This is a genomic window from Dysgonomonas mossii (genome assembly GCF_004569505.1).
Classification (GTDB): Bacteria; Bacteroidota; Bacteroidia; order Bacteroidales; family Dysgonomonadaceae; genus Dysgonomonas.
The window spans coordinates 359,958-385,502 of record NZ_SPPK01000003.1 but is presented as its reverse complement, the minus strand read 5'-3'; the positions used below and the strand labels follow the sequence as shown (position 1 = coordinate 385,502).

20 protein-coding genes and 1 tRNA gene are annotated in these 25,545 nt (G+C 36.5%); 16 read left to right on the top strand and 5 right to left on the bottom strand.

All coding sequences use genetic code 11. The features are described 5' to 3' along the window. The first annotated feature begins 9 nt into the window (after positions 1-9). The 8 genes from E4T88_RS11650 to E4T88_RS11615 all read left to right on the top strand — a co-directional run bounded on the left by E4T88_RS11650 (position 10) and on the right by E4T88_RS11615 (position 9,327). Positions 10-306 (top strand): helix-turn-helix domain-containing protein, encoded by a 297-nt coding sequence (locus E4T88_RS11650; protein WP_135105622.1) that lies wholly within the window; start codon positions 10-12, stop codon positions 304-306. A gap of 400 nt (positions 307-706) precedes the next feature. Then, positions 707-1,087: a plasmid mobilization protein gene (locus E4T88_RS11645; protein ID WP_135105619.1), complete on the top strand. Its 381-nt coding sequence runs from the start codon at positions 707-709 to the stop codon at positions 1,085-1,087. After that, complete coding sequence (locus E4T88_RS11640; protein WP_135105618.1) at positions 1,053-2,003, top strand: relaxase/mobilization nuclease domain-containing protein; 951 nt, start codon at positions 1,053-1,055, stop codon at positions 2,001-2,003. The genes E4T88_RS11645 and E4T88_RS11640 overlap by 35 nt, the downstream gene beginning before the upstream one ends. Positions 2,004-2,010: 7 nt before the next feature. Continuing rightward, positions 2,011-2,691, top strand: a complete 681-nt coding sequence (locus tag E4T88_RS11635) for a hypothetical protein (protein WP_135105617.1) — start codon at positions 2,011-2,013, stop codon at positions 2,689-2,691. 677 nt (positions 2,692-3,368) lie between these two features. Next, on the top strand, positions 3,369-6,668 hold the full coding sequence (locus E4T88_RS11630) for a metallophosphoesterase (RefSeq protein ID WP_135105615.1): 3,300 nt from the start codon (positions 3,369-3,371) through the stop codon (positions 6,666-6,668). A 48-nt stretch (positions 6,669-6,716) separates the two neighbouring features. Continuing rightward, entirely contained in the window at positions 6,717-7,853 is a 1,137-nt protein-coding gene (gene tcmP / locus E4T88_RS11625) for a three-Cys-motif partner protein TcmP (protein ID WP_167755451.1), read from the top strand. Further along, positions 7,850-8,581, top strand: a complete 732-nt coding sequence (locus tag E4T88_RS11620) for a phage Gp37/Gp68 family protein (RefSeq protein ID WP_135105612.1) — start codon at positions 7,850-7,852, stop codon at positions 8,579-8,581. Before tcmP ends, E4T88_RS11620 begins: the two co-directional genes overlap by 4 nt. 2 nt (positions 8,582-8,583) lie before the next feature. Then, the gene (locus E4T88_RS11615; protein ID WP_135105610.1) at positions 8,584-9,327 is read left to right on the top strand and encodes a UPF0489 family protein; all 744 of its coding nucleotides are present in this window, start codon (positions 8,584-8,586) and stop codon (positions 9,325-9,327) included. A 71-nt stretch (positions 9,328-9,398) separates the two neighbouring features. Here the strand turns inward: E4T88_RS11615 and E4T88_RS11610 are convergent. Beyond that, positions 9,399-9,482, bottom strand: a tRNA-Leu gene (locus tag E4T88_RS11610). 162 nt (positions 9,483-9,644) lie between these two features. On the opposite strand from E4T88_RS11610, the gene E4T88_RS11605 reads away from it, so the two are divergent. Continuing rightward, positions 9,645-10,727 carry a mannose-1-phosphate guanylyltransferase gene (locus tag E4T88_RS11605; RefSeq protein ID WP_135105608.1) on the top strand — a complete coding sequence of 361 codons (1,083 nt, stop codon included), beginning with the start codon at positions 9,645-9,647 and terminating at the stop codon, positions 10,725-10,727. A 15-nt stretch (positions 10,728-10,742) separates the two neighbouring features. Next, entirely contained in the window at positions 10,743-12,161 is a 1,419-nt protein-coding gene (gene ahcY, locus E4T88_RS11600; RefSeq protein ID WP_135105607.1) for an adenosylhomocysteinase, read from the top strand. Between the two features lie 281 nt (positions 12,162-12,442). On the opposite strand, the gene E4T88_RS11595 is transcribed toward ahcY, so the two are convergent. Both E4T88_RS11595 and E4T88_RS11590 read right to left on the bottom strand, forming a co-directional pair. Beyond that, a complete protein-coding gene (locus tag E4T88_RS11595) occupies positions 12,443-13,147 on the bottom strand; it encodes a tetratricopeptide repeat protein (protein ID WP_006841876.1) in 705 nt (234 codons plus the stop codon). A 105-nt stretch (positions 13,148-13,252) separates the two neighbouring features. Beyond that, positions 13,253-14,530, bottom strand: coding sequence for a M64 family metallopeptidase (locus E4T88_RS11590; protein WP_135105605.1), 1,278 nt, complete (start codon positions 14,528-14,530; stop codon positions 13,253-13,255). A gap of 194 nt (positions 14,531-14,724) precedes the next feature. On the opposite strand from E4T88_RS11590, the gene E4T88_RS11585 reads away from it, so the two are divergent. Continuing rightward, entirely contained in the window at positions 14,725-17,535 is a 2,811-nt protein-coding gene (locus E4T88_RS11585; RefSeq protein ID WP_135105604.1) for a putative LPS assembly protein LptD, read from the top strand. A 77-nt stretch (positions 17,536-17,612) separates the two neighbouring features. Continuing rightward, the gene (locus E4T88_RS11580) at positions 17,613-20,267 is read left to right on the top strand and encodes a transglutaminase domain-containing protein (protein ID WP_135105602.1); all 2,655 of its coding nucleotides are present in this window, start codon (positions 17,613-17,615) and stop codon (positions 20,265-20,267) included. 69 nt (positions 20,268-20,336) lie between these two features. On the opposite strand, the gene trxA is transcribed toward E4T88_RS11580, so the two are convergent. After that, positions 20,337-20,765, bottom strand: coding sequence for a thioredoxin (gene trxA, locus E4T88_RS11575; protein WP_135105601.1), 429 nt, complete (start codon positions 20,763-20,765; stop codon positions 20,337-20,339). A 141-nt stretch (positions 20,766-20,906) separates the two neighbouring features. On the opposite strand from trxA, the gene glsA reads away from it, so the two are divergent. The 4 genes from glsA to E4T88_RS11555 are packed head-to-tail and all read left to right on the top strand — an operon-like array spanning position 20,907 to position 23,802. Beyond that, a complete protein-coding gene (gene glsA / locus E4T88_RS11570) occupies positions 20,907-21,740 on the top strand; it encodes a lyso-glycine lipid O-acyltransferase GlsA (RefSeq protein ID WP_135105599.1) in 834 nt (277 codons plus the stop codon). Next, complete coding sequence (gene glsB, locus E4T88_RS11565; protein WP_135105597.1) at positions 21,741-22,814, top strand: glycine N(alpha)-acyltransferase GlsB; 1,074 nt, start codon at positions 21,741-21,743, stop codon at positions 22,812-22,814. Then, on the top strand, positions 22,762-23,223 hold the full coding sequence (locus tag E4T88_RS11560) for a methylated-DNA--[protein]-cysteine S-methyltransferase (protein WP_135105595.1): 462 nt from the start codon (positions 22,762-22,764) through the stop codon (positions 23,221-23,223). Before glsB ends, E4T88_RS11560 begins: the two co-directional genes overlap by 53 nt. Next, positions 23,224-23,802 (top strand): Maf-like protein, encoded by a 579-nt coding sequence (locus E4T88_RS11555; protein ID WP_135105593.1) that lies wholly within the window; start codon positions 23,224-23,226, stop codon positions 23,800-23,802. It abuts the gene before it with no gap. Between the two features lie 68 nt (positions 23,803-23,870). Here the strand turns inward: E4T88_RS11555 and sufB are convergent, their stop codons facing one another. Next, positions 23,871-25,328 carry a Fe-S cluster assembly protein SufB gene (gene sufB, locus E4T88_RS11550; protein ID WP_135105592.1) on the bottom strand — a complete coding sequence of 486 codons (1,458 nt, stop codon included), beginning with the start codon at positions 25,326-25,328 and terminating at the stop codon, positions 23,871-23,873. Between the last annotated feature and the right edge of the window lie 217 nt (positions 25,329-25,545).

The following is a 25,545-nucleotide window of genomic DNA, read 5'->3' as shown; positions in this document are numbered from 1 at the left end:
TTGTTTATTATGACTAATGATTTAATCGCAAAACGTCTGGAGAAGATAGAAAATCTTCTTATGGGACAAAAAGATGTATTCACTTTTGAGGAATGCTGTCAATACACAGGAATATCCAAAACCTATATGTATAAACTGACATGTACCAACAAAATCCCTCATTTTAAACCTCACGGGAAAACCATTTATTTCAGTAAGGAAGAAATAGACAGATGGCTGTTAAAGAACCCGATTAAAACAACAGAACAATTAGAACAGGAGGCAGCAACCTATGTTGTCTCTCCAAATTCAAAACGAAAGAAATAATGTTCGTGGCTCGTCGGGAGGAGTGGTCTCCCCCCTTGCCGCCAGGCGATCCCCGACCGATGAGTTATTGGTGTTTTGTTCCGGCTGAATTTGGGGCATTAGCTCATCTGACTAACACCTGTCAGATTTTGAAGTCCGGTGTGTATAGCTCGCTGAGTTTATACAGTGTGTCTGACCGCCCAAAGTTCAGCTAAATTATCAGGCTGTCCTCCGGGATTGCACTACTCCGGTTAGCAGCTACCTTCCCAAGTTGAGGCGCATGGCAAGGTTATGGAAATGTATACATTTCCTACCTTGCTCCGCCTTTGGCGGAGGGGAAAACCGCTCCCGTTGGTCGCAGTTTTATGAGGACGGTTTTAAAGAAATAAGCGTTTATCTTAATTAAAACAAGCTGAATATTATGCATGATAATATAAAAAATAACGTATCAAAAAATAGAGTCTCTGCACGGTTGAAAGAGAAAGTCATTAGTGTAAGGGTTACAACAATGGAATATCTAGCCCTAAAAAAAAGAGCCCGGGATGCAGGTATGAGTTTAAGCAGTTTCGCCCGTTCTTCATTGCTCTCGGCTAAAGTAGTCCAGCGTATAGGCAAAGACGATGCAGATACGCTTCGCAAACTATCAGGAGAAGCCAATAACCTGAACCAATTGGCAAGGTCTGCCAACAAGGATGGCTTTACAAGTGTAGCTAGAGAAATAACAAGCCTGCGAAACATGATTGTAGATATTATTAACCATTTATCAGATGATTGGAAAAATTATGCAAAGAGCCGCTTTTAAAGGATGTGTCCGCTATGTTATGAATAAGCAGGAGGCAAAGATGATAGCTGCCGACGGGGTACTTCTTTCTAATATGGATAGTATTATCAGGAGCTTTAATACCCAACGCCTGATGAAACCGAATATCAAGCATCCTGTCGGACATGTATCGTTAAGTTATCTGCCTGATGATGCTGACAGGCTTACCAACGGGGCCATGGTAACATTGGCCAAAGAATATATGCAGGAGATGAATATAACCGATACCCAGTATATCATCGTACGCCATTATGACAACGGAAATCCCCATGTACATATCGTCTATAACCGTATCAACAATAATGGAAAGGTGATAAGCGATAAGAACGACCGTTACCGCAATGAGGCTGTCTGTAAGAAAATAAAGAATAAATACGGATTGTCTTACGGTAAAGGAAAGGATAAAGTCAAGCAACATAAGCTAAGAGGCAAGGATAAAACCAAATATCAGGTGCATGATGGAATAAAAGAAGCTTTGAAAAAAGCAACCGATTGGACTGACTTTGAAAAGCTGTTAAAAGAAAAAGGCATAGGCATTTCCTTCAAATATAAAGGACAGCCCCATGAGGTACAGGGTATTTCCTTTACCATCGGCAATGTGACTTTCAAAGGTTCTGAGGTAGACCGTAATTTCAGTTACTTAAAACTTGATAAGCGACTGAAAGAAAATGCTCAGAATTATATTCAGAGTAAAACTACAGGGCGATCTTTTGCCAAAGAGAGCAACGCTCAAAGTCAGGGAGCCGGTATCGTCGGTTCACTGATCGATGGTTTAGATTCAATGTCGATATTCCAGACTCATGGTGAAGATCCGCAGGAAGAACGCAGGCAAAACGAGATGGAACGCAGGCAAAAACAAATAAGCAGAAAGAATGGTAAACGACCCGGATTAAAATAATTGAATTATGAATGATAAAATAGACAATATCCAGATAACAATGGACGGCTTTTCAGAAATACTGTCCGAGATTATGATTGAAATTCGCTCTTTGAAGAAGGAGGATAACGGCGAATCGGCCTTGACTACTGATCTTTTGAATAAGATAGTACAAACTATTGACGAGTCTAAGAAAGGAGTTACAGGGGAAGAATTAAAGGCATACACTGCGGCAATGATTGGTACGATGCGACAACTACAGGATGAAGCTAATAATTCTTTTTCAGAGTTTCTCAATGCGAAAATAGCTCAATTGGAAACAGTAGTTAAGCAACCGAGCATTGTAAAAAATCAATATACAATTGACTTTAAGTCTAGTAAGACTGTTATTGCTATTATTTTTCTTTCACTTGGTCTGTTTTGTTCTTTGTTTGGGAACTACAATCAATATCAGGAAAATGACAGATTAACGGATAATGATCTGAAATATAGGTTTGTGAAAATGAAGAATGGTATCTTACCCAATGAGATTACACGATTGGAGAATTTTTTCTATTATTCGGATAGTGCTTATATTGTTAGTAATATCCGTAAAAGCGTGATTGATTATGAGCATCGGGTGCAAGAGCAGGCTCGGAAGCAAGAGCAAAAGAAACAGAACGAAGAAAATATAAAACGGCTAGATAGTGAAATTCAAGAATTGAAATAAGGCAGAGAAAAGATAAGACAGATTGCTATTAATAAGCAATCTGTCTTCAAATATAGGTACTTATTATACCGAATTCGTAATTCAATCAGGAAATTAATAGGCTTCAATACAAATCTTATTCTTTGTTAACGACGAAAAGGTAAAATGGGACAAACGTGCTTCTTATAGTATTTACTCCGCTTTAGCATAATAAGACATTTCAGTATAGTTTAAATGAAATATCATCTAGTGTTTTACTCAAATATTGAGGCACATGTAAATACACTCCCAGTTTTCTCAGATTAATGGTATTGGTTAAGTTTATCATTCCGGCATTCATATAGTTTACTGATTACAACGAAAAAGATATAGAGCTAGTTATTAATTATGTAAAATAATTATACTCATAATTATCAGGCGATTAAAGATTTTAGTTACTTTTGTTAAAATGAATAAAATATCTGGCAAATAGAAATATTAGATAAGAAAAAGAAGAATATATATCACATGTGTACAGCCAACGTTTTCGCCATAGATAAGGGTTTGAAGAGGATGAGTTGGTTGTTTATTTAGATATAAGTCAAGGTAGTATCTAAGGAAAAGAAAACAATTTTCTTAACTTGTTAGCCTCTAATTTGCATAACCAACAGAATAAGATTCTTTTAATAAGAAGCAAGGATATAATACAATTATTGAATATGACTAAAACTAATATTTCATTTTTACATTTAACAGATTTACATATAGGAGACAAACTTCAAAAAGGACTTATATCCCAGGTTAGTAAAGTATTGTTAGATGATATAGACTATATTCTGAAGAAAATGTCTTCGCTTGATGTCGTATTTTTTACCGGAGACTTAGTCCAAAGAGGAAGCTCTGAAGAATATTTATTATTGGAAGATTTTTTGAAGAAGATGTGGAATCTTTTTTCAAAACATGGCTATAACCCTTATTTGTTATGTGTTCCTGGCAATCATGACCTGGAAAGAATAAACGACCCGAAAGATGCTACTCATAAGGTGTTGTGTAACTGGATAAAAGAAGATATTAGGGGCGGTTATTTTTGGGAAGAACCAAACCAGTATTATACATTTATTGAGGAGCGCTTTAAAAATTATACTGATTGGTATAATAATACGTCTATAAGGAAACCCGATAACCTCCAATGGGGATATATCCCAGGAGATTTCTGCACATCTATAAATATAAATGGTATCAATTTAGGGGTTGTTGGTCTAAATTCAGCATTTTTACAGCTAGATGGTGGTAACTTTAAAAATAGATTAGGGATATATAATGACCAAATTTACAGCTTATTCGGTGATAATTATCTGGAATGGCTAGCCGAACATAATGTATCAGTATTACTAACCCATCATAGCCCAGATTGGTATGAACAAAATGCTATTGATGAATATAAAAATGAGATTTATATTTCGGATAGTTTTCTTGAGCATTTATGTGGGCATATGCATGAACCATCCTATTCAACAATATCTTTGAACGGATTCCCAAGTAAGAGACATTTTATCTCACCATCACTATTCGGTCTTGAAACATATGGAGAGAATATATCTAGAATTCATGGATATACAGCAGGAACATATAGTTTTGAATCCGGCAGTATAACTAAAACAATATGGCCAAGGAAATCTGTTTTTACACAAAATGGCGGGTTGAAAATATCTCAGAATGAGGAATTCAACCTTGATAAGGATACAGCATCCCTAACAGAATTTATCGCTTCAGCTTCTTCAGATAAAATCGAAGAAAACTCATTGTCTGTTTTGGATTTAGAGAAAAAATCAGGAAACCTTTTTTCTGAGAAAACATTTGTTAATAGTAATTTAGCCAGAACTATATATAAAGAAAATCATTCTCATATTGCCATTCGGTTACATGACCGGAATAAAGCTATTACTCACTTAACGCAATATAGGCATTGCTGGATTACAACGGAATTCGGATTGGGCGAAGATGAATTTATTGGTTCTCTGCTTAGTAAAGCAAATATTTATCATGGTAACTGTTTTTCAATTAACTGTGATGAAGCGACAACAATAGATGGTTTAATGGATTGTTTTTCAAAGACCTTCTCTCAAAATATAACTAAATTTTTTGATATAGTTAATTCCCTTGACCGTCCTTTAATTGTATTTAATAAGATATCAGATGAATTAGTCGAAAATGCCGCGGGTTTAAAAGAGTTTAGTAAAACAATATTTGATTTCAGTCCGGATGTACGTGTGATCTTTATATCTAATACTATTCCAGATAATCGCTTCTTTGAATGTATCAGGCTATTGCCATTAGATACTCCTGCAATAAAACAATATGTGGAAAGTTCTCAAGAAATTCAGGGTTCATTCAGCTTTCTCGATTATGAAAAAATTTACAGGATATCAAGTGGCATACCTTTTTATGTAGATAAAGTCATTGAACAACTCACATTCCGTCCTCTATCTGACCTTGGAGATATGGAACTATTAATATCTTCAGATGAAGATCCTGATTATATATTGTCAGCGACTGTCAAAAATGAAATAAACCTACTATCTGAAGATGATAGTAAGCAAGGAAGCCGTAGATTTTCAATGCTTACTATTATATCACTTTTGCATAATGGAGAAACTTTTGACCGGATAAGAAGATTTGATCCCACCAAACCCTTTTATCCGGATGATATAGCATATCTTCTTAAAAATAAACTAATAGAAACAATACAGGTCAATACTATTTTTGACAATAATTACAGTGATAGTGAGGTAATTAAGATCATAAAAGTTCCAAGATTAATAAGAGACTATATTACATCGTTAATAACAGAAGATGAAAAAATTGATATATATAAGACAGCATGCAATCTATACTTAGGTACAGATTGGAGAAGTACCATTAAATTTATCCAGTCGAAGGATGCCGAATTAGATCTCATAATTTATCAAAATCTACAAATTGCAATCCGATCTATTTTACAATATGGCATTAAGTGCGGGAATGATTTGGAAATAAGCAGGATGGCTCGTATTTCACTTGCTCTTATTGAAGATTTTACCCAGAAAGGAGCTTACAAAGATGCAGTCTCGTTAACAGAAGAAACTCTTTTGCTAATTAAAGATGTTAATAATGATGAGTTTGATGTGATCCGAACTTATTTAATTAAAAATCTGGGAGAAAATCTTAGAATGACATCTTTGCATGACAGGTCAATATCTATATTAAAATCATTATGTGATGACGAAAATAATTCTTTAAGTAAAAATGACAGGAATGATATCCGATTATCTATCGCATATGCCTATAAATCAAAAAGAAATGAAGAAGAAGCATTAAGATATGCCAATCTCATAAAAAAGAACGAGTCGAAAAAAAACAGTAGCCTATATTTATCGGCTGAATATGTTATCATCAATTTTATCCACGATAAAATCGAAAGGATAAGTAAGTTGAAAGCATTAAAAGCAAAAGCAGAGAAACACCATTTCCAGACATTGAAAGCTAATATAATACTGGAATTGTGTAGAATAGAAAAGGATGAAAATCAAATAAAGCTTCTCGATAAAATTATAACAGAATCAAAAAACGATATATATAATAAGGTGAGGGCATTAGTTACAAAAACTGATATTGTCCTAAAATCAAAAAATGTCGATGAAATTACTTTAGAAGACCTTTTAGGACTGGATATTGCGTATAGTTATACATTTTATCAACGGCTTGTTACTCTACTAAATAAATGCCATAATTTAGCATGGGAATATTGGTCTAAACGTAACGGTTTTGATCAGCTCCTTAATTTATTCAGGTATTCTTCTTTTGTATGGAGATTATGTAATTCGCCAGAAGAAGAATTAATCTATTTGAATAAATTATATGAAAATCCTGATTTCCGAGAATGGCTTGAAAAAAATAGGGAAGGAGTAAATAGTGCGTATTATGAGCAACGAATTTTCGCATTATATAATAATGACAAAGCTCTTTTACCTTCTTTATGAACTTCTTAGGGTTAATTCTTTACTATGTTATTCAAACATTACATCCAGATGGCTAAAAAAGATATTCACAAGTCAAGCTTTGATGATGGGACAAAAATTAAGCTTCATATCTTAAAAGAATATTTTAAAGAATGGCTACCAGTATTTACCAAGAGAAAGGAGCTTTTTTGGAAAGATATTTATGTCTATGATTTTTTTGCAGGAGAAGGGACAGATATTGATGGTCAGCTAGGAAGTCCATTAATCATTATTGATGAAATAAAAACACATTGTAAAGCTTTAAAAGATAGGAATATCTCATGCAGTCTAATCTTTAATGAATTCGATTCTTCTAAAGTTGAAACATTACATTTGAAAGTTCAGAATCTAAAAGAATCTTGTTCCAAAGAGGATATTTGTCCCAATAAAAATTCTAAAGTATGTCCTTTTAGTTTAGAAATTCATAATAAAGATTTTCAAACATTCTTTAATAACATGTATTTGCAAATATCAGAAGAGTCTAAATTGCCTCGATTTATGTTTCTTGACCAATATGGTATTAAACAGATAACTAATGATATTTTCAAAAAACTAGTGTCATTAAATCGTACGGATTTTATATTCTTTATATCATCCTCTTTTGCTGATAGATTTGCAGATATGCCGGAATTTAGACAATATCTGAATTTATCTCGAGAAGATTTTGATATAGGTAAGCCTTATCAATGCCATAGAGTTATTTTTAATTACTATAAGCATTTAATACCATCAGACACTCAGTATTTTTTAGCTCCTTTTTCAATTAAGAAAAAAAATAATATATATGGACTTATTTTTGGGACAAATCACACTCTTGGTATTGAAAAGTTTTTGAATATCTGTTGGAAAATAAATGATCAAACAGGTGATGCTAATTTTGATATTGATAATGAAAAGATAAATAGAATCCAACCGAATTTATTTGCTGAATTTGATATCCCCAATAAACTTGCGTTATTCAAAGAGGAGTTAAAAAATAAGATATCTAAAAAGGAAATTTGTTCTAATATTGAAATGTATAACTTTGCATTCGAAATGGGCTGTTTGCCTAAACATGCTAATGACGTTATAAAAGAAATGGTTAATGATAAAGTTCTAAAAAGAAAACCTTCTCTGGTGAATACGAATGTTCATAAAGTTAGTGAAGATAAATTTGAACTGTCATGAAAACGACAAAAATAGAATGGACAGATAAGACTTGGAATCCTATAACAGGATGTTCTAAGATCTCGTCTGGATGTAAGAACTGCTATGCAGAAACAATGTCCATCCGTTTAAAGGCAATGGGTACAACAAAATATGCGGACGGATTTCAATTGACTTTACATGAGGAATGTTTAAATGAGCCTTTAGCATGGAAAAAACCCCATGTCATATTTGTTTGCTCAATGAGTGATATTTTTCATGAAAAGGTTCCCTTTAGTTTTGTTGATAAAATATTGAAAGTGATAGAACAAACCCCTCAACATAATTATCAAATATTGACAAAGAGAGCGAATCGAATGAATGAATATTTCTTAAATAAGAAAATTCCCAATAATGTATGGCTTGGGGTAACTGTTGATGTTTCTTCATCTAAAGAAAGGATAGATTCAATAAGAAATATAGAAGCCTCAATCAAATTCTTATCATGTGAGCCTTTATTGGAAGATTTGGGAGAGCTGAATCTAAATAACATCGATTGGGTTATAGTGGGAGGAGAAAGTGGCTCTAAAGCACGCCCAATGGAAAAAGAGTGGGTTTTATCAATAAAGATGCAATGCGAACAATCTGGTTCTGCTTTTTTCTTTAAACAATGGGGAACATGGGGTGGAGATGGTATAAAAAGGAATAAGAAGGCTAATGGTAAACTTATTAATGGAAAAGTATATCAGGAAATGCCTATTAAAGAATAAATATGTGGCTTAAAGAACCTCCTCAAAGTTTAAACTCATCATTGTACAGTGCTGTTAAAGATAGAATGTATAAACTGAATTTTTTGTTTAAAGAAAATAACGTTTATATTATGGATAATCATTTAGCAGCAGGCTATTCTTGGCTAGATTTATTAGATCCCCAAGAATCATATAATTTTTTTCATATAGATCAACATGAGGATTTGTTGGCTGCAGGATATGAAACTATGCAGCCTCTGAGAGATAATCCTAATGTAACTATAGAAGAATATCTAGGATTATTGAATCATTCAGGAGCTCTTCCTCTTTTTTCTTGGGATAACTACATCCACAATATAAAAGATATATATCCTAATTGGTTCACAGAATGTTTTTTTGCCTGCGAATTTCATGTTAGCGATAATAGACCTAATGGGAGGGGGTTAAATATCACGCGAAACTTTAATTTTATTAATAATCCAAATGATAGTATTTTTGATATTATATCTAATACAGAACTAAAATGGATAATAAATCTTGACATAGATTATTTTTGGAATGTTGAGAATGGAACTTATATACAATTATTAAATAATGAACAAATTTCTCAATTTTGCGACAATCTTATTTCTGCTATGGATAATATTGCTATTATCACAATTGCATTAAGTCCTAGTTGTTGTGGTGGTTGGAATAATTCTTATCAAGTAGCAAAACTTATTACAGATAAATTAGGCGTGGATTTCTTTCTAAATAATATGGGTTAGTTTTTACACCTTTTTTACACCCCGATAAAAGACAAATACCTGATTTCCAGTTGAAAATCAGGCATTTAAAGTACCCAGAGCCGGGATCGAACCGGCATGGAAGTGAATCCACTGGTGTTTGAGACCAGCGCGTCTACCAATTCCGCCATCTGGGCTTGTACCTAGTGCGGTGCAAAAGTACACATATTTTTCATATATCAAAAGATAAGGTATAACTTTTTTGAAAAAGAATCGTATAATTTTATTTCGCTATTGTCCCTAATCGTTTTGTTTGTATATTAGTATGATATAACTTTGTATAAATTTTTAAAACAAACATGGATAACAAGAACAATTATTGCGTGATCATGGGTGGTGGCATTGGCAGCCGTTTTTGGCCCTTTAGCCGCGAAGCCCGTCCAAAGCAGTTCCTTGATTTCTTTGGAACAGGACGTTCTCTTTTGCAGATGACTGTAGACCGGTTTAAAAGAATCCTTCCTCTTGAGAACATATTTATAGTCACCAATAATGAATATGCTCAGATGGTACAAGAAGAACTGCCTGAGTTGAAACCCAATCAGATATTGTTAGAGCCAATGCGACGCAATACAGCCCCATGTATTGCTTTTGCGACTTACCATATCAACTCTTTTAACCCTGAGGCAAATATTGTAGTTGCTCCTTCCGATCACTTGATTCTAAAAGAGGATGAATTTCTTTCTATTATTCAGAACGCTTACAAATTTGTATCTAAGCACAATACGTTGCTGACACTCGGCATTAAGCCTAGTCGTCCCGAAACAGGTTATGGATACATACAAATGAGCGAAGAAAAGCTGGACGGAGTAAATAAGGTTAAGGTCTTTACCGAAAAACCGAATCTGGAGCTGGCTAAGGTCTTCTTCGAAAGCGGAGAGTTCCTGTGGAATTCAGGTATCTTTATCTGGAATAACAAAACCATCTTAAGCGCACTTCGTGAATATCTTCCTGAGATAACTTCCCGTTTCGACCGCGGCATCGATGCCTTTGGTACAGAAAAGGAAAAAGCCTTCATTGATGAGAATTTCCCATTTTGCCCCAATATATCAATAGATTATGGCATAATGGAAAAAGCTACAAATGTATATGTACAGGCAGCAGATTTCGGTTGGTCTGACTTAGGAACTTGGGGATCACTCTACGAAATATCCGAAAAAGATGATGAAGCCAATGCTTCACTCATTGCCAACACTATATTTTTTGATAGTGCCGAAAATGTTGTGACATTGCCCGCCGGCAAATTAGGGGTTATACAAGGCCTAGAGGGCTACATTGTAGCCGAAGCTGACGGCGTACTACTGATTTGCAAGAAGTCGGAAGAACAGCGTATCAAACAGTTCGTTGCTGACGTAAAGCTAAAATACGGAGAAAAATATATATAACAATCAAATAAATATATGTCAAAAGAACTTTTACCAAATCTTCCTTACCTTGTAGCAGATATCAATCTGGCAGACTTTGGGAGAAAAGAAATAGAAATAGCAGAGCATGAAATGCCGGGATTAATGGCACTTCGCAAGAAATATGGGGCAACAAAACCGCTGAAAGGCGCTCGTATCATGGGTTCGTTACATATGACTGTGCAAACAGCTGTACTTATCGAAACCCTGAAAGAATTAGGAGCCGATATACGTTGGGCTAGTTGTAATATTTTCTCGACTCAAGACCATGCAGCAGCAGCTATTGCAGCAGCCGGGATACCAGTATTTGCATGGAAAGGAGAAACCCTTGAAGAATATTGGTGGTGCACAGAGCAAGCGTTAGCGTTCCCTGAAGGGAAAGGCCCGAACCTGATAGTAGACGATGGTGGCGATGCTACACTGCTTATCCACTGGGGATATAAAGCCGAAGAAAATGCAGACTTCCTGAATAAAAAAGCTTCGAGCCACGAAGAGCAAGTAATACTCGATACCTTATCTCGCATTCTGAAAGAAGACAACAATCGCTGGCATCGTACAGTTGCCGATTGGAAAGGAGTATCCGAGGAGACAACAACAGGAGTACACAGGCTGTACCAAATGATGGAGCGAGGCGAACTACTTGTTCCGGCTATTAATGTAAACGACTCGGTAACCAAGTCTAAGTTTGATAACCTTTATGGTTGTCGCGAATCATTAGCCGATGGCATCAAGAGAGCTACCGACGTGATGATTGCAGGTAAGGTTGTAGTTGTTGCAGGATACGGAGATGTAGGTAAGGGCTGCGCTCACTCTATGCGTTCTTACGGAGCTCGTGTCATTGTAACCGAGATAGACCCGATATGCGCCTTGCAGGCAGCAATGGAAGGCTTTGAAGTGACAACGATGGAAGAGGCTGTGAAAGAAGGTAATATTTTTGTTACAACAACAGGCAACAAGGATATTATAACAATAGAGCACATGTCTCGCATGAAAGATCAGGCTATAGTATGTAACATAGGGCACTTTGACAATGAAATTCAGGTGGACAAACTTGTAAACTACCCTAGCATTAAGCATGTAAACATTAAGCCGCAGGTAGATAAATATACATTCCCTGATGAACATTCTATATTCCTTTTAGCCGAAGGTCGTTTAGTGAACTTAGGTTGTGCCACCGGACACCCTTCATTCGTGATGAGTAACTCATTCACAAACCAGACTTTAGCTCAATTGGAGTTATGGGTACGCGACTATGAAGTAAACGTTTATCGTTTGCCGAAACATTTGGATGAAGAAGTTGCACGCCTACACCTTGAGCAAATTGGAGTGAAGTTGACCAAGTTGACTGAGGCGCAAGCTGAATATCTTGGGGTTCCTGTAGAAGGTCCATACAAACCTGAACATTACAGATATTAAGATATCATCTATCAATATAAACGGGCTTTGTTTTAAAGCCCGTTTTTTTTGCAATATGTGATACGGTATTAGCGCTCGCTTCCTTATTCAAAAAGTGACAAAGGTGACAGGTTTTAATATGTTCTTTATGTCACCTTTTTTAGTTTCTGATTACCACTCTTATTTTACTTTTATTTCAAAGATCTCTTTTAGTTAGATAATTATTATTTTGAAAAGTAATATAAACAAAAAGAGTTCCGCTGTCTAGCGGAACTCTTTTGTATAATATATAATAAGATCTATTATTTCTGTCCTTTAAGTATATTAGCTTCATCAATATATTTGTCTGCTTCAATAGCAAGAGGAGAATTCATATATTGATTCTTTATAATTGAAAACACTTCAATTACTTTATCGTAATTTCCTTGATTACGATATATAAGACCTGCTTTTTTGTATAACATAGGGCTTTGAGAAGCATTATCTACACCTTTAGCAGCCTTGATATAATAAGAAACAGCCTCATCTGATTTTCCCAGGTTATCCAAGCAGTCGCCGATTGCACCATTCGCCAGTTGTGATATTATTTTATCACTACCGCTATAGTCTTTCAGGTATTCAAGACCTTTCTCGTAGTTACCCATATTTGCATAACAGATCCCGGCATATAGTTTAGCCAGTTTTCCGGCTTTAGTAGAACCATAGTCACTTATGATTGACTCAAATCCTACATATCCGTTTTTATCTCCAAAAACAGCTAATGAATCTTGTCCGGCTCTGAAGTACTGTTCACCTCTGAACATTGCCACCTGAGCTTCGGTAGTTTTTGGCCCTACAATAAAATAGTTGTATGCAAGAAATGCACTAACTACAACAACTATAGCACCAATACCTATTAATAATTGTTTTTGGTATTTTTCAATGAAACGTTCTGATTCTGCAACTGCTGTTCCAATACGTTCCCAGTCTTTTTCTTCACGCAATTCAGCTTGTTTCTTTTTAGACATTTTTAATCTGTTATAAATATTTATATTATTCTGTTTATTTCAAATTTAGCAGCGACAAAAATAGCTGTTTTATCCTTATAAATAAAATCCTTAACTATATTTTTTTTATTCGGTATAAAATTTAATGAGTTGTTCAAGTGCCTTTTGGCATGCAGGACAAAAATCTTTGCAAGTATTTGTCTTCATTCTACAGTCAATAGCAGGACGATATATCCCTTTAGACGAATAGCCTCCTCCTTCAAAGACACCTATTGGATATTTATCAGCCGACTTTATATCCGTAGGAATTGGAGTGTCTTTTACCAATAAGCTTTTCCATTTCGAATTAAAATCGACAAGCGTTGTTATATTTGGTTCCCATGGCTCTACACCAAAAGGATAGCTATCGCTAAACGTATCATTCTCATAGTAGTATTCATCGGCCAATCCACCAAAGCTATGACCAAATTCATGAACAACAACAGGCTTGAAGTCTGCATGCCCCGTCGTGGTCAATGTATAGGCATTAAAAATACCACCACCGCCATATACATCAGTATTCGCTAATATAATAATATGAGCATAAGGTATCCCTGCAATTGGGTCGTGTATATCCTTTACATTCGTAGTAGTCAGATAACGATCAGAATAAAAGGTATCGAAATGGGAATGAAAAACCGTTTCATTCCATTTGCCTTTACGAGGCACGCTTACACCGGAGTCTTTCGATTCTGTTTCTACAGCAATAAAGTTGAACTTATCTTGCATACGATTAAATGGGCTATGTGCTAAAATCTGTTCGCATGCCGTTTTTGCATTTTGTCTGAATTTTTCCATTTCAGAAGTCGTGTAACCTTCTGCCAGAATAACGACATTGACGCATTTATCTACAGGTCCACCTTGATGTATAACGGTATAAGCAGGGATATTTTTCAAACCTTTTTTCCTTATTAGGATATCGTCAGGAGCGACAGTATGCCTAAGAGCGGTTTTGTACGAACCGTCTTTTTCTCGCAAACTTACCTCTATATCAACCTTATCTTTGGGGTATGGTAATAAGAATGTGTTTTCGAAACTTTTTCTTACTGTAGCAGCTTCAGGGATAGTGAGCCATTCTTGAAATAAAGAACTGAAGGATTCAAGATAAATACATTTCCCGGTTCTATGATCCGTCATTTTGATTTGCCCGTTACCTTGTCTTCCCAGTTCTGCAAGATGGTGACGGCGTCCTGCCCATTGGGGCAATTGGTTTAATTGTTCGAGAGAAACGGTCTGAGAGACATTGTCACCTGTAAATATATAATCCACACGCAACGTTTTGTTTTCAAAGTATTCTTCAAAGTTTTGAGAATATCCCCCCAGTGCAAGAAGGAAAAGTGATAGGGTTAACAGAAAATATTTCATGAAAAGCTTCGTTTTAGAATAGAACAAAGATAAAAAATTAATCACAATATTTAAGGATAAAGTTTCTATCAATTCAATTTGATTCTTAGGATGGAAGATGAAAATTTATACTTTTTTTGATTTTTCATATTATGCTTTCTTATATAATTGATTAGCTTTGCATCCGAATACACTATATAGTTAGAGGTCTCTACATGAGGAAAATTCAGTTGTTGACGTATACGTTTCTGCTTATTCTTTTTTCTGTGCCTTTTTGGGGTGCACAAATTTCTCGTATAGAGTCACGTATAACACATCTCGACACCCCTCAAGACTCATTGCCTACCGACTCTGCATCACCTCGGGTTCGTTTAAGTCGAGACCCGGTTCGTAAGACTCAGAATGATTCTATACGAATGCGTGGAGACTCCCTTCCGTCCGACTCTATAAAGAAAAAGAAAGCCGTTTTGGACGCTGTAGTAGACTATACAGCCAATGACTCCATAGTTCTTACAGCAGGAAATTGGGGATATTTATATGGCGAAAGCGTTGTGAAATACACCGATATTTCACTCAAAGGAGAAAAGATATGGATGAACATGGATAGTAGCCTTGTTTATGCCACATACGGTCTCGATTCTGTAGGAAAAGAATTTGGATTCCCTGTATTTACAGATGGAGGAACAGACTACGAATCAAAAACAATGAAATATAACTTTAAAACAAAGAAAGGTTATATTACAAATGTTATTACCACTCAAGGAGAAGGATATATTGTAGCAAGCAGAGCAAAAAAGAACGACGACAATTCGTTTTTCATGAGAGAGGGAAAATATACTACTTGCGACGATCACGAACACCCTCACTTTTACTTGGCACTGACAAAAGCCAAGGTGAGGCCTAAAAAGAACGTCGTAACAGGTCCTGCATATCTTGTTATTGAAGATTTACCTCTTCCTATCGGCTTACCGTTTGGATTTTTCCCATTTTCTGAAAAGTATTCTTCGGGGGTTATCATGCCTTCCTATGGAGATGAGCTCGCCCGAGGATTTAACTTAAGAGACGGAGGTTATTACTTTGCGATCAATGATAATATCGATTTAGCTGTGACCGGAGAAATATATACTAAAGGTTCGTGGGGAATCAATGCCCGCTCATCATACAGAAAAAGGTATAAATATTCGGGGGGATTTGATGTAGGATATCTAGTTACCAAACTCGGAGAAAAGGGAATAGATTACTCTTTGGCAAAAGACCTAAAAATCAACTGGACACATAGCCAAGACCCTAAGTCAAATATGTTTAGGACGTTATCGGCTAGTGTACAATTCTCTACCAGTTCTTACGACCGTAATGACCTGAATACGGCTTACACCCCTATGGGAACAAATAATACAAAAAGTTCAAATGTAACCCTTACGCAAAAGATACCAAATTCTCCGTGGAGTTTCTCTGCTAATATTAGTGCAGCCCAACGTACACAAGACTCAACAATATCTCTTACCTTGCCTAACGTTACAGTTACTATGAGCCGCATAGCTCCGTTTAAAAGAAAAGATGCTGTAGGTGCAGAAAAATGGTACGAGAAGATACAATTGAGTTATACGGGAGATTTAAGAAACAGTATTACGACAAAAGAAAACAAGCTATTTCAGTCTAACTTGCAAAAAGACTGGAATAATGCAATGAAACATACAATCCCTGTGTCTGCCACTTTTAGTGCGTTAAACTACCTAAATATCACTCCGTCTTTCAACTATACCGAGCGATGGTATACAAGCAAAATAGAAAAGCGATGGGATGCTGATCAACGCCGCATGGTAGTTGAAGATACAACCTATTCATTCAACCGCGTTTATGATTTCAATTTCTCTCTTGGTTTTCAAACCAAGCTGTATGGGATGTTCACTCCTATATTTTCAAAGAACACTCAGATCCGCCATGTATTCACCCCTAGCATAAGTCTAAGTTATGCTCCGGATTTCAGTAGTCAAAAATTCGGATTTTATGAAAAGTTATATTACTATGATTCGGAAGGGAATTGGAGAGATACAGGAAATAAATATTCTCCATATGAACAAGGTATGTTTGGTGTACCAAGCCAAGGAGCCCAAGGAATGATTAATTTCAGCTTCGACAACAATCTTGAAATGAAATACAGAGACTCCAATGACTCTATAAAAAAGATCAGTTTGATTGATAATCTCGGGATTAATTTCAGTCACAATATGATGGCCAAAGAGTTCAAATGGAGTGACATAAACATGGGGCTCCGGCTCAAGTTCAGCAAATCATTTACTGTAAATCTGAATGCAGCATTCGACCCATATCTCTATAGAGCTGAGACAAACGATGCAGGGGAAGTAACCAGTTTGAGACGTGTCAATGAACTTCGTATTTCAAACGGAAAAGGGTTTGGGCGATTGAAAAGTACAGGATATTCCATATCGCCATCTATTAATCAGGATACATTCAAAAAATGGTTTGGAGGCGGCGATGACAAGGATAAGGATTCTAAAAAGAAGGAAGATGAATCCACACAGAGTGAAAATAATTTGGCCGCATCCGGAGAAGAAGAAGAACGTAAAAGCTTGATGGAGGCAAAAAAAGATGATAACCAGTATGATGAAGATGGTTATGTAAAAAATGAGATCAAGTGGAATTTGGGGATCAGCTTCTCAATGAATTATAATACGAATAAACTACCTAAGCAAGCAGCTCGAAACGATTACGCAGAATATAGAGGTACGTTAACTAAAGCCCTCAGCTTGAACGGAAATATACAACCGACCAAAAATTGGAGTTTCAATTTCAATGCCAGTTATGACTTCGATGCAGGCAAAATAGCATACATGAGTTGTAATCTTACTCGCAACCTACACTGTTGGTCTATTTCGGCAAGTTTCAACCCTGTGGGTCAATACAAATCATATTATGTATCGTTACGTGCAAGTTCTTCAATGCTTCAGGATTTGAAATACGAGCAACGCGGACGGGCTTCCAGCTATGATCCTAATTGGGATTAATATGTTTCATAATACTTTGAACTATGCAAAGTATTATCAGTATTTGTCTTTTACTAAACCTATAAATATCACCAAAGATGAAAAAAATCATTTTCAGTTCTCTATTAATGATATCTCTTCTTTTTATCTTAGGCGCATGCAGTTCGGCAGACAAGCATTTCCTTAAAGATAAAGAGTATAGGGAACAAGTACACCAACAGTTTATGAAACGCAAAGACCTTGCGGCAGGACGTAGTGAACAATTGTTTTCTGCTTTAGACAAACAAGATCTCACTCTGGAACAGCGTGAGGCTTTAGAATTCCTATACGCTTATATGCCTCTTTCAGATCTTGCAGATTATGATGCGGATTTTTTCCTTGGTCAAGTAGATGCAGCATTCAAAGCTCGTGATTACTTCGATTGGGGTAAAAAAATACCGGATGATATATTCCGTCATTTTGTATTGGTCTATCGTGTAAATAACGAAAATCTAGATACTGCCCGACAAGTGTTCTTCGATGAACTCAAAGATAGAGTAAAAGGGCTGACAATGGAAAAAGCAGTATTGGAGGTAAATCACTGGTGTCATGAAAAAGTAACTTACCGAGGAACAGACGGACGCACATCCGCACCACTTGCTTTAGCTAAGACTTCTTGGGGACGCTGTGGCGAAGAATCCACATTCACTACCGCTGCTCTTCGTGCTGTAGGCATCCCTGCCCGACAATGTTACACGCCACGCTGGGTACACACCGACGACAATCACGCATGGGTAGAAGCATGGGTGGATGGTAAATGGCATTATATAGGAGCTTGCGAACCAGAACCAGAATTGGATGTAGCGTGGTTCTCTGCTCCAGTAAAACGTGCTATGATGGTACATACGAATGTTTTTGGACTGTACAATGGACCTGAGGAAAAGAATGTACAAACAGACCTCTATTCGGTTATTAATCTGCTTGGTAATTATACAAACACACGCGATGTAAAAGTAAAAATAGTAGACGAAGCCGGTAAACCTGTAGAAGGTGCAACCGTAAAATTTAAAGTGTACAATTATGCTGAGTTTTACCCTATTGCCACAAGTACTACTAAAACCGATGGAACAGCTTCTATAATCTCAGGAATGGGAGACATATTTGTTTGGGCAAATAAGGGTGATATATATGGATATGCTAAATCTACTCCTGAATCGGGAGAAGTGACAGTTACATTAAATAATAAACCGGGAAAAGGCTTAGATGAAACCATTGTAATGGAAGCGCCGGCAGAACAAGCCATAAAAGAATTAGCACCAGAAAAGATTGCTGAAAACGCAAAACGTCTGGCTCACGAAGACTCGATACGCAATGCATATATGGCAACATTTATTAGTGAATCGGATGCTAAGAAATTTGCAGAAAAAAATAAGCTAAACCCTGATAAGACTTGGAATATTTTATCCAAATCGCAAGGAAACTGGCAGGAAATATCCTCTTTTATGGAGGCTAAGAAAGATAATCCATATCTGAATGCATTCTTATTATCTCTATCCGATAAAGATTTACGAGATACTCCGGCTGGATACCTGTTAGATCACCTTACTATCGGACAAGATGCGACACAAAAGAAACTAGCCGAAGACAGCCCTTTGGTAGGCAGCATCTATTCTCCAAGAATATCACAAGAATTGATTCGTCCGTGGCGAAGCTTCTTCAAAAAAGCATTAACGGAAGATTTTATAAACAAATCGAGGAATGATATTAATGAAGTAATAAACTTTGTTCGTGAAAATATTAAAATTGATGAAGAACAAAATTATTTCAAATGCCCGATCTCACCTAAAGGCGTATATGAATTGAAAGTTTCAGATAAGCCATCAAGGGATATATTATTTGTTGCTCTTTGTCGTTCTATGGACATCCCTGCACGTATTGATCGTGCAACAGGACGCCCTCAATATCTAAAGGGGGAAACTGCTTGGACTGATGTATTCTTTGATAAGCAAGCCGAAGAACAGCCAAAGGCTACAATTCAGTTTACAAATGCAAAGGATAATATTGTGAAACCGGGTTATTATACTCATTTCACAATTGCCCGATACGACAATGGTGACTTTGTTACTCTCGATTATGAAAACAGTATAAAAGATCTACCGGCTAAAATAACAGTAGATGCAGGCTACTATCGTTTGATGATAGGTAGTCGTGGAAATGATGGTTCTGTAACGATAAGTACACGCTACTTTGAAGTAAAAGGCAATGAAGCGAAAACATTCGAAATCGAATTACCGAAAGTAGAAGGTCGCATTCAGGTACAAGGTATCGTAGATCCGAACACAGTTATTACATTACAAGACGGCAGTAAAAAGTCAATCAAAGAACTAACGAACGGCAAAGGTTTGATGATCTGCTTTGCTGATCCGGACAAAGAACCTACTAAGCATATCCTGCAAGACCTTCCGGCCGTACAACAAGCTATTGAAGAATGGGGCGGAGGAATCTTGTTTGCTATTCCTGACGACAAGCTAAGTAAAGCGTTTGATGCTTCTGTCTTTAAAGGTCTACCTAAGCAATCATTATGGATGACTGATCATAACAGGACTTTGTTAAATACAGTTGCGGGAGCTTTGCAAATCGAATTTTCAAACAACTTCCCGCTTACAGTATACATCTCTACAAATGGCGGTATTTTGTATTCTTCGCAAGGTTACCGCATTGGAATCGGAGAGAATATAATTAAGACAATAGAATTGGAGAAAGGAACAAAATAACAGTTGAAATATAAATAACAAAAATGGCAGATCATCTGATCTGCCATTTTTGTTATTTATAGTAACAGCTTACTTTTTTGTATGCTCTGTAATTATTTTCACAAGGTCTTCTTTAGATACCAAACCTCTCAAGCGAGTAATCTCCTTTCCATCTTTATATACAACAATAGTAGGCAATACCTCAATCCCTTTATCTATAGAAAACTTCTTGTAGTTGTCAACATTTATCTTTCCGATCTTTGCCGATCCTTTGTATTCTTTAGCTACACTTTCGAGAATAGGAGCCATTCGGCGACATGGCCCACACCACGGAGCCCAAAAGTCAACAAATACTAATCCTGTTCCGGTCTCTTTTTCATAATTAGAAGAGGTAAGCGTTACAATAGGAGTATCATTATTCGTAGTGTTGTTATTCCCAAACACACTATTGTTTCCCAATAAAACAGTCAAAGTCATAAGAACTATGCCGAGTATTGGAAGGGTTATTTTACGTCTCATTATTAATAGTTTTATATGATTTTGGGCAAATATAATAGTTCTTATCTATTAAAATGTTCTTGTTATAACTATTTATACATTTTTCGGTATGATATATATTAAATTCAACTATTTTTGCATCAGAAAGGTATATAATACGGAATGAATCACGAACCTCAAATACTAGATTTAGATAAAGTACTTGCCGAGAAAGCTCCCAAGATTTATAATAAGGTACCACGTTTTGCAATAAACTACCTCAAGCGAAAAATCCATTTAGATGAACTGAACAAAATACTTACGATCTATGCTGATAAGTATGGAGTGGATTTTATGCAAGCGGTTGTAGGATATTTCAATCTTACATTAGAGACCTCGGGGCTAGAAAATATTCAAGACGGGAAAAAGTATATATTTGTATCAAACCACCCTTTAGGCGGGCTCGATGGCATCTGCTTATCTGCGGTTATTGGAGAACGATTCGATAAAAAAATAAAATACGTAGTAAACGATGTTTTATACTTTATTAAGAATCTGCAACCTATTTTTCTTCCGGTTAATAAATATGGACGTCAGTCGAAACAAGCGACCACAAGCCTAAATGAAGCCTATGAATCGGACAACCAAATCATTACCTTCCCTGCGGGCTTATGTTCCAGACAAGAGAATGGCAAGATTCATGATTTGGATTGGCAGAAAAATTTTATTCTGAAAGCTGTAGAATCAAGAAGGGATGTAGTTCCTGTGTACTTTGAAGGCAAAAATTCAAATTTCTTTTATAGATTTGCAAATATAAGAAAGCGTCTGGGCATAAAATTTAATATTGAGTTGATCCTATTGCCTGACGAAATGTTTAAGAATAAAAATAAAAGTTTTTCCATAACATTTGGTGAACCTATACCATATACATTCTTTGACAACTCAAAGAGTGCTATGCAATGGGCGCAGTATGTAAAGGAAAAGTCATATAATTTGGCAAAAACAAACAAGCAATAAATGGAAACTGTTATCGCACCGATAAATAAGGATTTATTGAGAGCCGAACTGACAAAGGATAAATTTCTCAGGTATACAAATAAGGCTAACAATGAAATCTATATTGTCACACATCATAATTCGCCGAATGTGATGCTGGAGATAGGCCGTCTGCGTGAGATAGCATTCCGGTATTATGGCGGAGGAACAGGGAAGTCTGTAGATATAGACGAGTACGACAAAATGGACAATCCATACAAGCAATTAATAGTATGGAATCCGGAAGCAGGAGAGATAATCGGTGGATATCGCTTTATATGCGGACCTGATATTTGCTTCGATGAGAATGGTGAACCCATATTGGCAACATCGCATTTGTTCCATTTCTCCGAAAGGTTTATTAAGGAATATCTCCCTTATACATTCGAGCTTGGACGTTCGTTTGTTACGCTCGAATATCAATCAACACTAGCCGGTTCGAGAGGTATCTTCGCATTAGATAATCTTTGGGATGGATTAGGTGCGCTATCTGTGGCAGACCCTTCCATGAAGTATTTTTTTGGGAAGGTAACAATGTACGACACATACAATACACAAGCCCGGGATATGATTCTGTATTTTCTGAATAAGTATTTTCCGGATCCCGAAAAGCTTGTATGGCCAAAGCAAGCCTTAACGATAGAGACCGAAAAGAGCAAGCTGAGAAGGCTATTTGATGGAGAGTCGTTCAAGTCTGACTATCGAATATTAAACACTTCCGTTCGTAAATTAGATCTTAATATTCCTCCACTTGTAAATGCTTACATGAGTCTTTCCCCTCAAATGAAGGTCTTTGGAACGGCAGTAAACGATACTTTTGGCAATGTAGAGGAAACAGGAATCCTCATCAATGTAGATGAGATATTAGAAGAAAAGAAAAAAAGACATATTGAGTCCTACTTAAAAGATAAACCTTCGAAACGTTTTTTGAAGAGACTTCGACAAATGATAAACTGGAGTTGGACAAAATACGAAGACAGGCCTAAACCGAAGAAAAGAAAAAATGAAGGCTTTTTTACAATCTCCCGTAGGATTAATCGAGATAAGAGAAACTGACGGTTATATTTCATCGGTAAGGATTATTCACCAAGAAGGGGAGGAAAAAGCCGACTCTTCACCACTTTTGAATAATGCAATAAAACAGTTGGAAGAATATTTCTCCGGAGAACGTAAAGTTTTTGACTTACCCCTGAAACAAAACGGTACATCGTTTCAGCAAAAAGCATGGGAATATCTGAGCACAATCCCTTATGGAAAAACTGTTTCGTATAAAGATGAAGCTATCGCTATCGGTTCACCAAAAGGATGCAGAGCTGTAGGTGCTGCAAACGGAAAGAATAATCTAGCTATTATAGTCCCTTGCCACCGTGTGGTAAATGAAGGAGGACGATTGGGTGGCTATGCATATGGAACAGATATAAAACTTCTTCTTCTTGAACTCGAAAATTATTATAACTTCATGTAAATGCTAAACCTCTCACGATATAACATAATTCTAGCATCCAATTCACCTCGTAGAAAAGAACTTCTGAGTGGGCTAAATATACCCTATGAGATAAAAACTTTACCTGATATTGATGAGTCATATCCGGACAGCCTTGCAGGAGAGGATATCGCTATCTATATTGCGAAAGAAAAGGCTAATGCTTACCTCGATCAACTGGATGAGAATACATTACTTATAACTGCAGACACAATCGTCTTACTCGATGGAAAAGTTTATGGAAAGCCATCAGATGAAACAGATGCGAAGCAAATGCTACGCGATCTTTCCGGAAAAACGCATCAGGTAATCACAGGGGTATGCATCACAACTAAAGACAAGCAAGTCTCTTTTGGTGTATCATCCGAAGTTCGCTTCTCTAAACTTGATGACGATGAAATTGAATATTACGTTTCCAACTATAAGCCTTTCGACAAAGCCGGAGCATATGGAGTGCAAGAGTGGATAGGATATGTAGCTGTAGAGTATATCTCAGGATCGTATTTTAATATAATGGGATTACCGATACAAAGATTATATAGAGAACTGAAAAAGTTTTGAGTTATACAAAATAAAAAAGACGGCTTCAAACCGTCTTTTCTTGTATTATTATCAATATCCTGATTTTATTATCCTACACTACCCTCCAGACTGATTTGTAATAGCTTTTGAGCTTCAACAGCAAATTCCATCGGAAGATTTTGCATTACCTCTTTAGCATAGCCATTTACTATAAGCCCCACAGCTTCTTCAGTTCCTATACCGCGCTGATTACAATAAAGAATTTGATCTTCACTAATCTTAGAAGTAGTAGCTTCATGCTCAATGATAGCTCCCGGATTTGCTATATCTGAATAAGGGAATGTATGCGCACCACACTTATCACCGAGTAATAAACTGTCGCATTGCGAGTGATTGCGCGCACCTTCTGCTTTTGGTGAAACTTTAACCAAACCTCTATATATATTTTGACTAAGTCCTGCTGATATTCCTTTGGATACGATACGGCTCTTTGTGTTTTTACCGAGGTGTATCATCTTGGTACCTGTATCAGCCTGCTGATAATGATTGGTTACCGCAACAGAATAAAATTCACCTATAGAATCATCTCCTGCAAGGATACATGATGGGTATTTCCATGTAATGGCGGAACCTGTCTCTACCTGTGTCCAAGAGATCTTAGAGCCTTTTCCTTTACATATACCACGCTTAGTAACAAAGTTATAAATTCCACCCTTACCATCTTTATCTCCCGGATACCAGTTTTGCACAGTAGAATATTTTACTTCTGCGTAGTCGAGAGCTATGATTTCTACAATAGCAGCATGCAACTGATTTTCGTCACGCATAGGAGCTGTACAACCCTCAAGGTAGCTAACGTATGAATTATCCTCAGCAACGATCAGAGTCCGCTCAAACTGCCCTGTATTAGCTGCATTGATACGGAAATATGTAGACAACTCCATCGGGCAACGTACACCTTTAGGAATATACACAAAAGACCCGTCACTGAATACGGCAGAGTTAAGCGCAGCAAAGAAATTATCTCTATATGGAACTACAGATCCAAGATATTTTTTAACCAATTCGGGATGTTCCTGTACAGCCTCACTGAAAGCACAGAATATGATACCCTTTTCGGCCAACACTTCCTTAAATGTAGTTTTTACGGAAACACTATCTACAACTGCATCCACAGCCATAGTTTGCACACCGGCTAATATTTCGCGTTCATGAAGCGGAACTCCTAGTTTATCAAATGTTTTCAACAACTCAGGGTCTACCTCATCGAGGCTTTTAGGTCCGTCTTTTTTCTTTGGAGCTGCATAGTAACTGATGCTCTGATAGTCAATCTCCGGAATTTCCAGATGCGCCCATTCCGGCGTCTTCATTGTAAGCCAATGACGATATGCTTTAAGACGGTATTCGAGCAACCAGTCCGGCTCATTTTTTTTCGCTGAAATCAGACGTACAACATCTTCGTTGAGTCCGATCGGAATAACCTCAGTTTCAATATCCGTTACAAAACCGTATTTGTAATCTCCGGTGGTAACGTCTTCTAAAATTTTATCTTGAGTTTCTTGCATGATTAATTTTATTTTAGCGAATAGCCGTAGGCTATAGGCTGTTAAAGTCAATTATTGGTTGTAAGCAGAATGCTTATTGCCAGTTTGCAAAGATATTACATTCTATTCATAAATTATACATATATAAATATTTTGCATCACTGATAGAACACATAAAACGAGCTTTTGTTTAGTTTTTTCCTTTTTATAACAGTAAGACTAACCGGTACAACATAAA

Excerpts from the sequence above, each read along its gene's own strand:
- E4T88_RS11580 (WP_135105602.1), top strand. The coding sequence starts at position 17,613 with ATGAAAAAAATCATTTTCAGTTCTCTATTAATGATATCTCTTCTTTTT.
- glsB (WP_135105597.1), top strand. The coding sequence starts at position 21,741 with ATGGAAACTGTTATCGCACCGATAAATAAGGATTTATTGAGAGCCGAA.
- E4T88_RS11590 (WP_135105605.1), bottom strand. The coding sequence starts at position 14,530 with ATGAAATATTTTCTGTTAACCCTATCACTTTTCCTTCTTGCACTGGGG.
- E4T88_RS11605 (WP_135105608.1), top strand. The coding sequence starts at position 9,645 with ATGGATAACAAGAACAATTATTGCGTGATCATGGGTGGTGGCATTGGC.
- sufB (WP_135105592.1), bottom strand. The coding sequence starts at position 25,328 with ATGCAAGAAACTCAAGATAAAATTTTAGAAGACGTTACCACCGGAGAT.
- E4T88_RS11555 (WP_135105593.1), top strand. The coding sequence starts at position 23,224 with ATGCTAAACCTCTCACGATATAACATAATTCTAGCATCCAATTCACCT.
- E4T88_RS11585 (WP_135105604.1), top strand. The coding sequence starts at position 14,725 with ATGAGGAAAATTCAGTTGTTGACGTATACGTTTCTGCTTATTCTTTTT.
- E4T88_RS11595 (WP_006841876.1), bottom strand. The coding sequence starts at position 13,147 with ATGTCTAAAAAGAAACAAGCTGAATTGCGTGAAGAAAAAGACTGGGAA.
- E4T88_RS11650 (WP_135105622.1), top strand. The coding sequence starts at position 10 with ATGACTAATGATTTAATCGCAAAACGTCTGGAGAAGATAGAAAATCTT.
- E4T88_RS11635 (WP_135105617.1), top strand. The coding sequence starts at position 2,011 with ATGAATGATAAAATAGACAATATCCAGATAACAATGGACGGCTTTTCA.
- glsA (WP_135105599.1), top strand. The coding sequence starts at position 20,907 with ATGAATCACGAACCTCAAATACTAGATTTAGATAAAGTACTTGCCGAG.
- E4T88_RS11630 (WP_135105615.1), top strand. The coding sequence starts at position 3,369 with ATGACTAAAACTAATATTTCATTTTTACATTTAACAGATTTACATATA.
- E4T88_RS11645 (WP_135105619.1), top strand. The coding sequence starts at position 707 with ATGCATGATAATATAAAAAATAACGTATCAAAAAATAGAGTCTCTGCA.
- trxA (WP_135105601.1), bottom strand. The coding sequence starts at position 20,765 with ATGAGACGTAAAATAACCCTTCCAATACTCGGCATAGTTCTTATGACT.
- E4T88_RS11615 (WP_135105610.1), top strand. The coding sequence starts at position 8,584 with ATGTGGCTTAAAGAACCTCCTCAAAGTTTAAACTCATCATTGTACAGT.
- E4T88_RS11560 (WP_135105595.1), top strand. The coding sequence starts at position 22,762 with ATGAAGGCTTTTTTACAATCTCCCGTAGGATTAATCGAGATAAGAGAA.
- E4T88_RS11620 (WP_135105612.1), top strand. The coding sequence starts at position 7,850 with ATGAAAACGACAAAAATAGAATGGACAGATAAGACTTGGAATCCTATA.
- tcmP (WP_167755451.1), top strand. The coding sequence starts at position 6,717 with ATGGCTAAAAAAGATATTCACAAGTCAAGCTTTGATGATGGGACAAAA.
- ahcY (WP_135105607.1), top strand. The coding sequence starts at position 10,743 with ATGTCAAAAGAACTTTTACCAAATCTTCCTTACCTTGTAGCAGATATC.
- E4T88_RS11640 (WP_135105618.1), top strand. The coding sequence starts at position 1,053 with ATGATTGGAAAAATTATGCAAAGAGCCGCTTTTAAAGGATGTGTCCGC.